Consider the following 12,753-nt stretch of genomic DNA (forward strand, 5'->3'; position numbering starts at 1 on the left):
AGGCAAAAAAGCCCGGCCGCTGTGCAGCGGCCGGGCTTTTTTGCCTTGGTAATTATATCTACCGGTTGTTCATCATCCGGAACCGTTCATCCAATTCGGCCCGCGAGGCCAGCCGGGCCTGCTCGGAGGTACCGAAACCGACTTCCTGCTCGCCAGCCGCGAGGCGGGCCACTATGGAATCGGCGAACTCGTCCACGTTCACGCCGAAGGTGTGCAGACCGGGGCCGCCGAGGTCGGTATTCACGGCCGGGGGCACGATTTCGAGCACCGAAACGCCGATGGGCTGAAGCTGGTGCCGCAGCGAAAGCGTGAAGGAGTGCAGCGCGGCCTTGGTGGCGCTGTAGATGGGCGCAAACGCCGCCGGCGCAAACGACAGGCCCGACGTGACGTTGACGATGGCCGCATTGGCCTGCTCGCGCAGGTGCGGGATGAGCAGCGTGCTCAAGTGGATGGGCGCCTCCACGTTGATGACGATTTCCTGGCGCAGGTGGTCCCAGTCGGCATCGGGTGCGGCCAGCTGCACGCGGTTCTGGATGCCGGCGTTGTTCACCAGCACGTTGAGCTGCGGGTAGGTGGCGGTGGCCCAGCGCACGAGCTCGGCGCGCTCGGCGGCGTCGGCCACGTCGGCCACGCGGGTGATGAGGCCGGGGTAGCGCTGCTGGGCTTCGGCCAGCTTTTCGGCGCGGCGGCCCACGATGATGACGGTGCTGCCGGCCTGCAGAAAGCGCACGGCCAGGGCCAGGCCAATGCCGGAGGCGCCGCCGGTGAGAAGAATGGTGTTGGTGGAGAGGTTCATGGAAATAGGTGGTGAGAAAAGTGAGCCGCTAACAAGCACGGCGGGGCGTTGGTTGACGAACTTGCGGCGCGCCCGGCCCACGGTGGGGCCGCATGCCACCCATTACGCCCGTTTCCAGCACTAGTTATGATTGTACTCGAACCCTTCACCGCCAACGACTTCAGCCAGCTCATTGAATGGGTGGACGACGAGCGGCTTATGAAAGAGTGGAGCGGCTCGCTGTTTTCCTTCCCCCTCTCAGAGGCCGGCCTGCGCTGGTACGTAGAGGGCTCCAATGACTTCAACGACCCCGATGTGTTCATCTACAAAGCCGTGGAAACGGCCACGGGCGTCACGGTGGGGCACATTTCGCTGGGTGGCATCAGCCAGCGCGACCGCGCCGGGCGCATCACCCGCGTGCTGGTGGGCAAGAGCACCGAGCGCCGCCGCGGCATTTGCCAGGGCATGGTGAAGGCCCTGCTGCGCATTGGGTTCGAGGACCTGAAGCTGCACCGCATCAGCCTGGGGGTGTACGATTTCAACACGGCGGCCATCAAGTGCTACCTCAAATGCGGCTTCACGCAGGAGGGCGTGCTGCGCGACGTGGTGCGCCATGGCGACGACTACTGGAGCCTGGTGGAAATGGGCATTCTGGAAGACGAGTGGCGGGCCGCGCAGGCAGGCTAGTACAGTATGGTGGGCTTCCGGAAAAAGGGTACATTGGCGGGCATCATTCATTCCTGCCCTTTTGCCATGAAACTATCTGTACGCCTGCTGCTGGGGCTGTGCCTGGCCGGCGCCAGCGCCCACGCCCAGACTTCCAACATTGTCAACATGCCGGTGACCCAGCGCGATTACAGCAAGGAAGGCACCAACGACTACGCCAACCTCAGCAACCTCACCAACGGGGCCACGCACCTCCTCACGCGCCGCACCAACACCATTGGCTCACCCTACGCCGACAACCGCTGGCTGACAGCTCACGTCACGCTGGCCAACAAGCAGGCGCTGCTGCCCATGCTGCTGAAGTACGACGTGCTGGACCGGGCGCTACTCATGCGCAAAGCAGCGCCCTCGCAGGATTCGGTGGAGCTCAACGACAGCAAGGTGGCTTCCTTCGTACTCGATGAGCCCGCCTCGGCGCTGGGGCCGGCGCGGCAGCGGCGGTTTCGCCGCTTCGAGGAAGGACCGGCCGCCCGGCAGCGCGACTACGTGGAGGTGCTGCACGAGGGCCGCTACGCCCTGCTCAAACACTATCTTAAAGAGATTAAGCGCGAAGGCTTTGGCGGCATGTACAGCAACGGCGCGCCTACAGACGAAATCGAGGACGCCTCCGTGTACTTCCTCCGCTCGCCCGAAGGCACCCTCACGCCCGTGAAGCTGACCCTCAAAGCCTTGCAGACCGCCGCCCCTGCCCTTGCCGAGCCGCTAAAAGCTGCCGCCGCGGCCCAGAAGCCCCGCAGCGAAGCCGGCTGGGGCGCCGTGCTCGACGCCGCCGACCCTGCCGCGAAATAGCTACGCGCTTAGTCCAGAAACTTCACGCCCGTCAGTTGCTCGCTGAGCTGCCACAACTGGCGGGCGTGCTCCAGGGTGTTAAAAGAATGCTTCACGGCCTCCGCTTTTTTCTTGGCAAAGAAGCCGCCGCTGATGGCCGCCACTTCGGGCGCCGAGGCCAGGAAGATGCTGGTTTCGGCTCCTTTTTCTACCGAAACCATGAACGGGCGGGCCAGGGCCGTGAGCTTGCTCAGCCAGCCGCCGGCGCTGGCCCCGAAGCTGGTGGCCACCACGCCGGGGTGCACGGCGTTGGTGGTCACGTTGGCGATGCCGTGGGCGCGCAGGCGCCGGGCCAGCTCCTGCGTGAACAGGATGTTGTAGAGCTTGGTGTTGCCGTAGACGCGCATGGCGCTGTAGTCGCGCGCCGACTGAAAATCGGCCAGGTTGGGCTTGGCCACGCGGTAGGCGGCCGAAGCCAGGTTCACGATGCGGGCGGCCGGGCTGGCGCGCAGCTTGTCGAAGAGCAGCGCCGTGAGCAGGAAGGGCCCGAGGTGGTTGGTGGCCACGCCCAGCTCGTTGCCGTCGGGCGAAAGCTGGCGCTCGGCGCCGAAAATGAGGCCGGCGTTGTTCACCAGCACGTCGAGGCGCGGGTAGCGGGCGTTGAACTCGGCGGCGGCGCGGCGCACTTGGCTCAGGTCGGCCAGGTCGGCCAGCAGCACGTCGACGCGCTGGTGGCCGGCGGCGGACTGGATTTCGTGCTGCGTGGTGGCGGCCTTGTCGGCGTTGCGGGCCAGGATGACGACGTGGGCGCCCATTTTGGCCAGTTCGGTGGCGGTGACCTGGCCGAGGCCGGACGTGGCGCCGGTAACGAGGACGATTTGCTGCTGAAGGTCGGGCATGAGAAAAAGCGTTGGTGAAAATGCGGTGCTCACGTAGACGTAACTCCCGTCGCTTTGCTTGGTTTATTTGCCCACTCTCCTCACTTTCGCCGCATGAAAGCTCTCCTGCTCATCGACATTCAAACCGATTTCCTGCCCGGCGGCCGACTGGCCGTGCCCGAAGGCGACGCCATTATCCCGCTGGTGAATGCGCTGCAGCCGCATTTTGAGCTGGTGGTGGCCTCGCAGGACTGGCACCCGGCCGGGCACAAAAGCTTTGCCAGCAGCCACCCCGGCCGCAGCCAGTTCGAGCAAATCGACCTGCACGGCCTGCCGCAAGTGCTGTGGCCCGACCACTGCACCCAGGCCAGCGCCGGTGCCGACCTTGCCCCCGCTCTGCACCCCGAGCGCATCGAGGCCATCTTCCGCAAGGGCACTTCGGTCGAAATTGATAGCTACAGCGCCTTCTTCGACAACGGCCACCGCAAAAGCACTGGCCTGGCCGACTACCTGCGTGGCCGCGGCGTGACGGACGTGTACCTGGCCGGCCTCGCTGGCGACTACTGCGTTTACTACTCCGCGCTGGATGCATTGGCAGCCGGCTTCGCCACCACCGTCATCACCGACGCCACCCGGGCCATCAGCGCCGAGGGCTTTGCCGCCGCGCTGGCCGATTTGCGGGCTAAAGGGGCTTCGCTGATTGATAGTGCCAGCGTGCTGGACCAGCTTCGGACCAATGCCTAAAGCAACGGGTGCGGCCGCTTGCCTTTCAGCAGCGCGCCGCACCCGCTTTCTGTTCTAAAAGGTGGCCTTATTGCCGCACCAGCTTTACGGAAGTGGTTTGGTTGGGCGTGCTGGCGCGCAGGACGTAGAGGCCGGCGGCGGCGGGCACTGCCACGCTGGCGCGGGTGCCGCTCAGGCGCTGCTGCCACACCTCCGCACCGAGCAGGTTGCAGAGCGTGAGCACCACGGGCTGGCCCTGGGCCCCGTCGATTTCGACCTCGGCCTGCCGCCCGGCCACGGGGTTGCCCAGCACTTGCACCTGCAGGCCGTTGGGCAGCGTGGCGCCGGCCAGGGTGGCGGTGGGCACCAGGCACTGCGTGGGCACATTGGTCGACCAGTCGGTGGCCGCCATGCCAACGAGGGTGCCGGTGTGGCCTTTGCCAGTGAGGTCCTGCGTGGTGAGGCCGGTTCCTTCGTTGAGGCGCCAGTAGGCTTCCAGGCCCGTGGCGGTGGGGCTTACCTGGCAGGGATTGGCCAGGATTTCGGCGGCGGTCAGCGCCCGGGTCCACACGCGCAGCTCATCCAGGGAGCCGTTCAGGGTGCGCAGGGCTTCGTAGTTGCGGCCCAGGTAAAACACGCCGGTGGCGGCGGCCGTGCCGGTCACGGCAGTGCTGTTGTCCAATGCACCGTTGATGTAGAGTTTCATGGCCGTGCCGTCGAAGGTGCCCGCCACGTGGTACCAGGTGTTGGCCGTGCAGGTAGCATTCGAGGTGACTTTGTATTGCACCGTGCCCACGGTGAGCACAAACTGCAGCTTCCCAGCCGGAATGGTGGCATCGCCAAAGCGGAGCATGGCGGCCGCGTTTCCGTCCTCGATGCCCATGATGCTGGTGATGTACGGGAAAGCGGTTTTGAAGGCCGTGACTTTCACCCAGCCTTCCAGACTCAGGGCGCTGGTGTTCAGCGTCACGGTATTGGCCTGCACATACTTGGTCGAGCCGTTGAAGAGCAGCGAGCTGTTGGTCTGGGCGTGCGCGCCGAGGGTGCCACCGCCCAGTGCCAGCAGAAGGCCCAGCGCCGAGCGGCGGGATGAACGAAGAAAAGAGTACAGTTGCTTCATACGGATTGGGGGTTAGGGGTTAAGAGTAAAGGGTAGTTGCGTAAGCAAGCGTAAATCTGCCCAGCCAGCCGCGGCCCGGGCCAAACCGCGACTGGCGGGAAAAACGATTCAGACCTACTGCTTCAGGAGCTTCACGGTGGTGCTGCCGGCCGGGGTGCTGGCCCGCAGCACGTAGAGGCCGGCCGCACCGGGCAGGGGCACGATGGTGCGCACGGCGGCGTTCGACAAGGTGTGCTCCCACACCACGGCACCCAGCGCGTTGCTCACCTGCAGGGTCACGGGCTGGGTGCGCTGGCCGCGGATTTCCACCTCGGCCTGGCCGCCGGCCACGGGGTTGCCATACACCAGCACCTGCAGCTCGGTAGCGGCGCGGCCCGGCAGCGCGGCCGTGATGGCCGGGCAAGCCGTGGGCACGTTGGCCGACCAGTCGGCGGCATTCATGCCAATCAGGTTGCCGGTGTGGCCGTGGCCGGTGAGGTCGTTGGCCACCAGGCCAGTGGCTTCGTTGAGCTTCCAGTAGCCTTCCAAACCAGGCGCGTTGGCAGGTACGTCGCAGGCGTTGGCTAGGATTTCGGCGGCGGTCAGGGCGCGCTGCCACACCCGCACCTCGTCGATGGAGCCGTCGAGGCAGCGGCTGCTGGCGTAGTTGCGGCCGAAGGAGAAAGCCGCATTCGCCGTGGGCGTGGTGGTGGCGTTCAGCGAAGCGTTGAGCACGCCGTTGATGTAAAGCTTCATGGCCGAGCCGTCGTAGGTGGCGGCCAGGTGGTACCAAGTGCCGGCGCTGAGCGTGGTGGCCGATGTGACCTTGCGCGAGAGCGTGCCGGTGTTCATCACAAACTGGGGCCGGTCGCCGGTAATGTTGGCATCGCCGAGGCGAATCTGGGCGTTGTTCACGCCGCCGTCTTCCATGCCAATCACGCTGGAAATGAAAGGCGAACCCAGCTTGAACGAATTGGCTTTCACCCAGCACTCCAGGCTGAATCCCGTGGGATTAAGCGCAATGACGCCGGCGTCCACGTATTTACCCACGCCATCGAACAACAAAGCGGTGTTGCTGCCGGCGGCCGGCGGCGTGACCACCCGGATGTAGGCCGTGCGGGTGAGCGAGTCGCGTCCCACGGCATTCTGCGCGCGCAGCTTCACGGCGTAGGTACCGGCTGCGGCGTAGCGGACCACCGGGTTCACGTCGGTGCTGGTGGCCGGGGTGCCGCCCGCAAACGTCCACACAAAGCTCGTGGCGTTGGTGGAAGAGTTGGCGAAGACGATGGGCTGGTTGGTGGTGACGGTGGTGGCGTCGGCGGTGAAATTGGCCGTGGGCCGGGTAGTCACCAGCGTGTTGTTGTACACGCTGAGCCGGCCCAGGTTCACGCGGTAGCTGCGCACGGCGGTGTTGCTGTTCACATCGATGCCGATGATGGCCAGCTCGCGCCCGGCGTAGGTGGCCAGCGGGAAGGTGGTGGTGTGCCAAAGCGTGTCGGCCGCGGCGGGCAGGTCGAGCAGGGCGGGCGCGGTCAGGTTGTCGCTGAAATACAGGGCCAGGCGCGTGGCGCTGCCGGCCGTGCCCGATGATTTGTAGGTGATGTCGAGCTTGGTGGGGCCGTGACGGCCAGCTTGGTTTGGTAGAGTTTCACGTTGGCGGCGTTGCTGCCGCTGAGGCTGCCGGCCAGCTTGATGGAGTTGCCGCCGTAGTAGGCGCGGTCAAAATCGAAGCTGGCCACGATGGGCGCGGCGCCGGTTTTGGCCCATTGCCAGGACGGCAGCAGGCTTTGCTTGGCCATGTCGGTCCAGGGCTTGCGCACCTGCGCGCCGTTGTTGGCAAACACCTGCCCCTGCCCCACGCAGAAATACGTGTCGAAGGGCAGCGTATTGATGACGCTGCGCACGGGCAGGTACTGCCCGAAACCCTGCCAGCCGGTGGCGTCCGGAGTGGTCACGTCGAGGTCGTCGCCGGAAAAGAGGCGCTGCTCGGTGCGGTAGAAGTTGGCGTAGTCGGCGGGGTTGGTGCTGAAGTTGTTCTGGCCGCCGTTGTAGGTCATGTTGGGCGCAAACACGGCCAGCGAGGTGCGCGGCTGGGCGGGGCTGCCGCCGGTGTAATAGTCGCTCAGCCAGCTGGTGTTGGTGAAGAGGCGCTGCGGGTTGCGGCCGGGCCAGATGTCGGCCCCGGTGTACACGTCGAACGGGCTGCGGCCCAGGCTGGCGGCCGTGGCCACCGCCGTGGTAAAGGTGCCGCCCCCGGTCCAGAAATAGTTGGTGAACATGGCGTCGCTCACGCGGGCGGTGCCGTCCTGCAGCAGGCGGGCGTTGGTGGCATTCAGGGTGTTTTGGTAAGCTACGGAGCCGCTGGGCACCATCGAGTCATACCAGTGAATCTCCATGCCGGCGGGCTTGATGGCCTGCAGTTGCTTGAGCAAGTTGATGACTTCGCCCGCCTCGGTGGCCGTCAGGGCCGATTCTTCGTTGAAAAACCAGCCGTCGAACCCGTAGTAGTTGGCCACGTCCACCAGCTTCTGGGCACCGAGGTAGTTGCCGCTGGCGTCTTTCTGGCACAAAGCCACGAAGCCGGCCCGGTCGGTAAATACGGTGCCGATGATTTTCACGCCGTTGCGGTGGGCCGTTTCCACCCAGGGCCGGCACGGAATGCCGATGGGGCTGGCAAACCACGTCAGCACGTCGACATACTGCCAGTGCGTGAAGTTGTAGAGATTGAACTGCGGCTGTTCGTTGAGGTAGCCCGAGAAGTTGTTCATGCCGTCGGGGCACCAGTTCACCTTGGCGCTGAAACTCTGGGCGGGGTTGAGTTGCGGCGCCAGAGCGTTTTGGCGGGTGGCCAGCGGCACGGCGCTGATGTTGGCGGGCACGGCCGTGGGGCCGGTGGCCGTCCAGGCCATGAGTTGGGCCGGGGTGAGGGTGGTGTACTGGGCGGCAGGCTCAATCTGGGCCTGGGCCGCCTGAAAGCCCAGCAGGGCCAGCAGCAGGAGGCAGATACGCGGGTAAAGTTGGGTCATATGGGCAGCGGGGTGAAAAGGGGAATTGGATGATACCGGGTGGTAATTGGCGGTCAAGGTACAACTCACCTTCCCGCCTGGCAACGGCTGCTGCCATAATGCCTGCCAGAACGTTACGCCCTAGCTTTGCCCCATGAAACCTTTCCTCTCCTGCCTGCTGGTCGGCGCCGCGGCCACGCTCAGCAATTGCCAGCAAACCCCGCCCGCCGACCAACCCACGCAAGCACCCGTTGCGGTGGCCCCCACTCCCACCGCCGGCCTGACCGAAGCCGATGCCCGCGCCAAGGTGGCCACCTACGTGAAGACGATGCCCAACCCGGAGTTGTACGTCACCGATTCGGCCCGTGTGAACGACAACGGCGCCACTTGGCAAGTGCTGGTGCCGCGCCGCGACTGGGCCCGCCGCATGCCCAACAGTGCCCGCTTCGAAGTGCAAAAAGAAACGGGCGCCGTGAGTACAGCGCCCGTCAAGTAGGTCGGAAATAGAGGACTGGGCCGCTACAACTGCTTGGTCAGCATCATGCCGCTGTAGGAATAGCCGTTCACGTTCAGGCCCTGCAGGGGGGCCAGCGACACGCCGGCGCCTTTGTTTTTGTGCAGTTGCGGCACCAGGATGCCCATGGTAGCGCCCACGGTATAGCCCACGATGTTGTCGGACAGGAAGTGCTTACCGGCCTTGACGCGGCTGTAGGCCACGGCGGCCGGCACCACGGCAGCGGCCCCCCAGACAAGGCCCTCGCCTTCATAGCCGGGGTTGAAATCGTGCAACACCTTGGCAGCGAAGAAGGTGGCCGTGGCCGTGTGGGCCGTGTGGCCGGCAAAGAAAGAGTTGGTGGCGATTTTGCCCGTGCGGCCGCTACCACCCTCGGTGCCGTAGAGGTAGGGCCGGTAGCGGTAGATGTTGCCCACCGAAGTGGTAAACAGCGCGTCGGAGGCCAGCATGGTTTGCACGTAGAGGCCCAGCACCTGGCCGTAGCGGCTGCGCACGTTGTCGTTCAGGGCCAGCAGGGCGGGCGCGATGACCAGCGTGGGGTAGCACAGCAGGTCGCTGGCCGTCTGCCAGTTGTCGCTGTACCAGCCGGCCGAGAAGCGGTCGAAGCTCGGCACGTCTTCTTTTTTCAGATTGGCCAGTTCGGCATCGCTCAGCCCGCTTTTCTGCTGCACGCGGTAGAGGCCGAAGGCGCTGGTGGCGCCCAGCCCCAGAATGATGGGGCCATCGACGGCGAAGCGAGTGTGGTAGGGCGAGGTGCCTTTGGTTTGGGCCTGGGCGGCCGGCGCGGCGGCGGTGAGCAGGGAGCCCGCGAGGGCCAGCGAGGCGAGAAATTTCATGCTAAGGGGAACTAAGGGGTAATGTCGCCCAAACGAAATTCCGCGCCCCGGGTTTTCTGCTTCCCGCCCCAACCGGCCACGTAGCCACAAATCACGTGGCTACAGATAGGAGAGCCACCAATAGCTATGCCGCTGCTTGTAGCCCTGGTACCAGCGGCACGGCCAATAGAGCAGCAGCACCACGGCCGCCCACACCACGTAGGCGCGCCCCAGGTTGGGCTGGTAGCCCGCCGGCCAGTCTTTGGGTGTGGCGAAGGAGAAGTTGAACGGGTGTCCAAACGCCAGGTACGACCACAGCCAGGCCCCGCTGCTGATGAGCACCAGATGTAGGATGTAGTAGAAAAACGGCACCTGCCCGAACGTGCGCAACCACCCCACCAGCCGCCCGCCGGCGGTTTCGGCGCCGCTGAGCAGCAGCAGCGCCACCCCCAGCGTGAGGCACAGAAACAACAGCGAAGGCGGGTATTTGGTGATGTTGATGAACGAAAGCAACGTGTAGAATGCTCCGCGCGGCTGCACGCTCCACGGGCCGGGGTCGCCGTACACGTTGAGCGCCCGCACCACCACGAACACCGCCAGCGCGGCCACGCCCGCCAGGCGCAGGCGGCGCGAGCGTTCGGACAGCGGCAGTCTGAACCACGGCCCCACCACGTAGCCCGCCAGCATCACGCCCAGCCACGGGCCAATGGAGTAGGCCACCAGCATGGGCGGCAAATGCGGGACGGGCAGCAAGAAGGGCGCATTGTGCAGCAAAGCCCACGGCGCATTGGCCGCCGTCACGGGCTGGATATTGGGCAACAAGTTGTGCCCCGCAATGATGGCCAGCGCCAGCGCGGCCAGCAGCGGGCGCGGCAGCCACAGCAGGCCCGCCAGCAGCACCATGCCCCAGCCGATGGCCCAGATGACCTGCAGCAACAGCAGGTTGTAAGCTCCCCACTGCAGGATGAAGTTGATGACGACCAGTTCCAGAAACACCAGCCACAGCCCACGCGTGAGTAAAAACCGGCTCATGGCCCCGCGGCTGGGCTGCTTCTGCTGCGAGAGAAAGATGCTGCAGCCCGACAAAAACACGAACGTGGGGGCGCAAAAATGCGTGACCCACCGCGTGAAAAACAGCAGCGCCGAGGCCTGGGCCACGTCTTCGGCCCGCACCGCCGTGGGGCTCCAGAACTCGCGGATGTGGTCGAGGGCCATGATGACCATTACCAGGCCGCGCACCACGTCGATGGCCTGCACCCGGATGCGGGGCGAGGTATGCGGTTGAGATTCTGGCAGGGAGGCGTAGTCTTGAACCATAAATAACGGGTAAAACAATGGCAGTGAGCGGCAATGTATGACCATTTTGCTCACGTCCCCCGCTCCTGCTCACTCATTCTTTCACAGTGGCACCGCGCACAGGCCAGGACTGGCCCAGCAGCCAGCGGCGCACGAATGCATCGTCTTCCGACACCTTGCCCACCACGCGGTATTTGGAGGGCAGGGCGCCGCTGCTGTCGGCGGCTTCGCGCACCACGGTGCCGGGGCCCACGTACGACGAATGCACCATTTGCACCGCGCCGTTGTCGCTCACCCGCAGAAACGCCGCGTGGAAATCGAGCCCCAGCACGTAGAGGCCCGGCCCCAGGGCCCGCACCTGCCGCACGAAGTCGGCCTGCGGCACGCCCCAGTACCGGGTGATGTGCGCTTCCGAGGTCAGGTTCTTGATGATGACTTCGGAAGCCTGCTTGGCCAGGAGGGTGCGCTGCAGGTGCAGCCCGGCATCGTGCAGCGACGTGGTGACGAAGTAGCCGCAGGCAATGCTGCCGCGCCGCGGTTCCCAGCTGGCGCCGTAAAACGTCCACGGCGTACCCTCCCAAGCCGGAAACACCGTGCTGTCGAGGGTGGCGAGGAAGAGTTGGCGGGCCTCCTCCAGCCGCTGGGCACGCCCGGCCGGGGTGGCCGCCACCTGGTATTGCCTGGCCAGGCGCCGCCTGCGCGCATCGAACTGCCGGAGCGTGGCCCGATACGTACCCACCGAAAATGCCGCCGGAACGGGCCGCTGGCCGGTGGCATCCTCACCAGTTTTTTGGGCAAAGCAGCCCCGCAAACCGGCCAGCAACAGCAAAGCCAGAACACTGATTTTCATACCAAAGCAGGTGACCGGCGTTTAGTACCCGGGCTGCCGCAAAAACGCTGTTATCAAGGTATATTATTGTTCAACTTACCTTATAGCTAGCCAATACCACAAGGCACCGGTTGTGCCGGGTCTGGGCACCCTGCCCAACCTTTCGGGCTGGCCGTGGGTACACCATAGCGCCTTCCCGCGCCGCCCAGCCCCGCCCTCGCCCATGACCGAAGTCCAGCATTACCTAAGCCATTTGCCCGACGTTTTCACGACCCTGGGGGTGCTGCTGGCCGGTTTTGCGAGCGGGCTGGTGGCGCACCTGCTCATTTTCAGTGTGCTGCAGGCCTTTGCGCGGCGCGAAGACTCGGCGGTGGCGCGGTCGCTGGCCCGGCACCTGCGGCGGCCCAGCGCGTGGTTTTTCCCCATACTGGCCATTTCGCTGGTGCTGCCGTTGGCCATGCTGCCGCCCCGGCCGCACGAAGTCGTGCGCCGCATCGTGGAAATGAGCCTGACGCTGGCCTTCGCCTGGGGCCTCATCAAAACCCTCGACGTGCTGCAGGACCTGGTGCAGCGCCGCTACCAGCTCAGCAGCGCCGACAACCTGCGCGTGCGCAAGCTGTTCACGCAGCTGCAGTTTCTCAAAAAGCTGGCCGCCTCGCTCGTGCTGTTTGTGGCCGTAGGGCTGGTGCTCATGAGCTTTGAGACGGTGCGGCGGCTGGGCACGGGCCTGCTCACCTCGGCCGGCATTGCCAGCGTTATTGTCGGCTTTGCGGCCCAGCGCTCCATCAGCAACCTGCTGGCGGGCTTTCAGATAGCCTTCACCCAGCCCATCCGCATCGACGACGTGCTGGTGGTGGAAGGCGAGTGGGGCCGCGTCGAGGAAATCACGTTTACCTACGTGGTGCTCAGCATCTGGGACGAGCGCCGGCTGGTGCTGCCGCTCAATTACTTCATCGAAAAACCCTTCCAGAACTGGACCCGCAACAACTCCCAGATTCTGGGCACGGTGCTCCTGCAGGCCGACTATACCGTGCCCGTCGAGGCCGTGCGCGCCGAGCTGCGGCGCATTGTGGATGGCAGCCCGCACTGGGATTCGCGGGTGTGCGTGCTACACGTCACCGACGCCAAGGAGCGCACCCTGGAGCTGCGCTGCCTGGTGAGCGCCGCCAACGCCTCGGCCGTATGGGAGCTGCGCTGCGCCGTGCGCGAGCAGCTGGTGGGCTTTCTGCAGCGCGAATACCCCGGCAGCCTGCCCCGCACCCGCGCCGAGGTAGCGCTCACGTCGGGCGCAGCGGGTGTGGCGCCCATCGGCGCCTAGCGCGACC

At 65.3% G+C, this 12,753-nt stretch carries 13 protein-coding genes; 5 read left to right on the forward strand and 8 right to left on the reverse strand.

Annotation, left to right across the window (positions count from 1 at the left end):
* Nucleotides 1-58: 58 nt before the first annotated feature.
* Nucleotides 59-796, reverse strand: a complete 738-nt coding sequence (locus tag MUN81_RS13105; RefSeq protein ID WP_245111039.1) for an SDR family oxidoreductase — start codon at nt 794-796, stop codon at nt 59-61.
* A gap of 126 nt (nt 797-922) precedes the next feature.
* Between MUN81_RS13105 and MUN81_RS13110 the strand changes: the two genes are divergently transcribed.
* Both MUN81_RS13110 and MUN81_RS13115 read left to right on the forward strand, forming a co-directional pair.
* Entirely contained in the window at nt 923-1,462 is a 540-nt protein-coding gene (locus tag MUN81_RS13110; protein ID WP_245111041.1) for a GNAT family N-acetyltransferase, read from the forward strand.
* A gap of 66 nt (nt 1,463-1,528) precedes the next feature.
* Nucleotides 1,529-2,290, forward strand: a complete 762-nt coding sequence (locus MUN81_RS13115) for a hypothetical protein (RefSeq protein WP_245111042.1) — start codon at nt 1,529-1,531, stop codon at nt 2,288-2,290.
* An 8-nt stretch (nt 2,291-2,298) separates the two neighbouring features.
* Here the strand turns inward: MUN81_RS13115 and MUN81_RS13120 are convergent, their stop codons facing one another.
* Nucleotides 2,299-3,168 carry an SDR family oxidoreductase gene (locus MUN81_RS13120; RefSeq protein ID WP_245111044.1) on the reverse strand — a complete coding sequence of 290 codons (870 nt, stop codon included), beginning with the start codon at nt 3,166-3,168 and terminating at the stop codon, nt 2,299-2,301.
* Nucleotides 3,169-3,261: 93 nt separating this feature from the next.
* On the opposite strand from MUN81_RS13120, the gene pncA reads away from it, so the two are divergent.
* The gene (gene pncA, locus MUN81_RS13125; protein WP_245111046.1) at nt 3,262-3,891 is read left to right on the forward strand and encodes a bifunctional nicotinamidase/pyrazinamidase; all 630 of its coding nucleotides are present in this window, start codon (nt 3,262-3,264) and stop codon (nt 3,889-3,891) included.
* A gap of 67 nt (nt 3,892-3,958) precedes the next feature.
* On the opposite strand, the gene MUN81_RS13130 is transcribed toward pncA, so the two are convergent.
* The 3 genes from MUN81_RS13130 to MUN81_RS13140 all read right to left on the reverse strand — a co-directional run bounded on the left by MUN81_RS13130 (nt 3,959) and on the right by MUN81_RS13140 (nt 7,995).
* Nucleotides 3,959-4,990, reverse strand: a complete 1,032-nt coding sequence (locus MUN81_RS13130; protein WP_245111048.1) for a LamG-like jellyroll fold domain-containing protein — start codon at nt 4,988-4,990, stop codon at nt 3,959-3,961.
* A gap of 114 nt (nt 4,991-5,104) precedes the next feature.
* On the reverse strand, nt 5,105-6,391 hold the full coding sequence (locus MUN81_RS13135) for a LamG-like jellyroll fold domain-containing protein (protein ID WP_245111050.1): 1,287 nt from the start codon (nt 6,389-6,391) through the stop codon (nt 5,105-5,107).
* A 110-nt stretch (nt 6,392-6,501) separates the two neighbouring features.
* A complete protein-coding gene (locus MUN81_RS13140; protein WP_245111052.1) occupies nt 6,502-7,995 on the reverse strand; it encodes a hypothetical protein in 1,494 nt (497 codons plus the stop codon).
* A gap of 133 nt (nt 7,996-8,128) precedes the next feature.
* Between MUN81_RS13140 and MUN81_RS13145 the strand changes: the two genes are divergently transcribed.
* A complete protein-coding gene (locus MUN81_RS13145; RefSeq protein ID WP_245111054.1) occupies nt 8,129-8,470 on the forward strand; it encodes a hypothetical protein in 342 nt (113 codons plus the stop codon).
* A gap of 23 nt (nt 8,471-8,493) precedes the next feature.
* Here MUN81_RS13145 and MUN81_RS13150 read toward each other — a convergent pair whose 3' ends face one another.
* From MUN81_RS13150 to MUN81_RS13160, 3 genes are all read right to left on the reverse strand, one after another.
* A complete protein-coding gene (locus MUN81_RS13150; RefSeq protein ID WP_245111056.1) occupies nt 8,494-9,324 on the reverse strand; it encodes a phosphatase PAP2 family protein in 831 nt (276 codons plus the stop codon).
* Between the two features lie 99 nt (nt 9,325-9,423).
* The gene (locus MUN81_RS13155) at nt 9,424-10,620 is read right to left on the reverse strand and encodes a heparan-alpha-glucosaminide N-acetyltransferase domain-containing protein (RefSeq protein ID WP_245111057.1); all 1,197 of its coding nucleotides are present in this window, start codon (nt 10,618-10,620) and stop codon (nt 9,424-9,426) included.
* Between the two features lie 73 nt (nt 10,621-10,693).
* Entirely contained in the window at nt 10,694-11,449 is a 756-nt protein-coding gene (locus MUN81_RS13160; RefSeq protein WP_245111059.1) for a hypothetical protein, read from the reverse strand.
* Between the two features lie 202 nt (nt 11,450-11,651).
* Here MUN81_RS13160 and MUN81_RS13165 point away from each other — a divergent pair, with 202 nt between their 5' ends.
* Nucleotides 11,652-12,746: a mechanosensitive ion channel domain-containing protein gene (locus MUN81_RS13165; RefSeq protein WP_245111061.1), complete on the forward strand. Its 1,095-nt coding sequence runs from the start codon at nt 11,652-11,654 to the stop codon at nt 12,744-12,746.
* Nucleotides 12,747-12,753 lie beyond the last annotated feature (7 nt).

Origin of the sequence: Hymenobacter sp. 5317J-9 (genome assembly GCF_022921075.1) — a bacterium.
Taxonomy (GTDB): domain Bacteria; phylum Bacteroidota; class Bacteroidia; order Cytophagales; family Hymenobacteraceae; genus Hymenobacter.

Coding starts and splice junctions, on each gene's coding strand:
- MUN81_RS13155 (WP_245111057.1), bottom strand. CDS start 10,620: ATGGTTCAAGACTACGCCTCCCTGCCAGAATCTCAACCGCATACCTCG.
- pncA (WP_245111046.1), top strand. CDS start 3,262: ATGAAAGCTCTCCTGCTCATCGACATTCAAACCGATTTCCTGCCCGGC.
- MUN81_RS13140 (WP_245111052.1), bottom strand. CDS start 7,995: ATGACCCAACTTTACCCGCGTATCTGCCTCCTGCTGCTGGCCCTGCTG.
- MUN81_RS13110 (WP_245111041.1), top strand. CDS start 923: ATGATTGTACTCGAACCCTTCACCGCCAACGACTTCAGCCAGCTCATT.
- MUN81_RS13160 (WP_245111059.1), bottom strand. CDS start 11,449: ATGAAAATCAGTGTTCTGGCTTTGCTGTTGCTGGCCGGTTTGCGGGGC.
- MUN81_RS13150 (WP_245111056.1), bottom strand. CDS start 9,324: ATGAAATTTCTCGCCTCGCTGGCCCTCGCGGGCTCCCTGCTCACCGCC.
- MUN81_RS13130 (WP_245111048.1), bottom strand. CDS start 4,990: ATGAAGCAACTGTACTCTTTTCTTCGTTCATCCCGCCGCTCGGCGCTG.
- MUN81_RS13165 (WP_245111061.1), top strand. CDS start 11,652: ATGACCGAAGTCCAGCATTACCTAAGCCATTTGCCCGACGTTTTCACG.
- MUN81_RS13120 (WP_245111044.1), bottom strand. CDS start 3,168: ATGCCCGACCTTCAGCAGCAAATCGTCCTCGTTACCGGCGCCACGTCC.
- MUN81_RS13145 (WP_245111054.1), top strand. CDS start 8,129: ATGAAACCTTTCCTCTCCTGCCTGCTGGTCGGCGCCGCGGCCACGCTC.
- MUN81_RS13115 (WP_245111042.1), top strand. CDS start 1,529: ATGAAACTATCTGTACGCCTGCTGCTGGGGCTGTGCCTGGCCGGCGCC.
- MUN81_RS13105 (WP_245111039.1), bottom strand. CDS start 796: ATGAACCTCTCCACCAACACCATTCTTCTCACCGGCGGCGCCTCCGGC.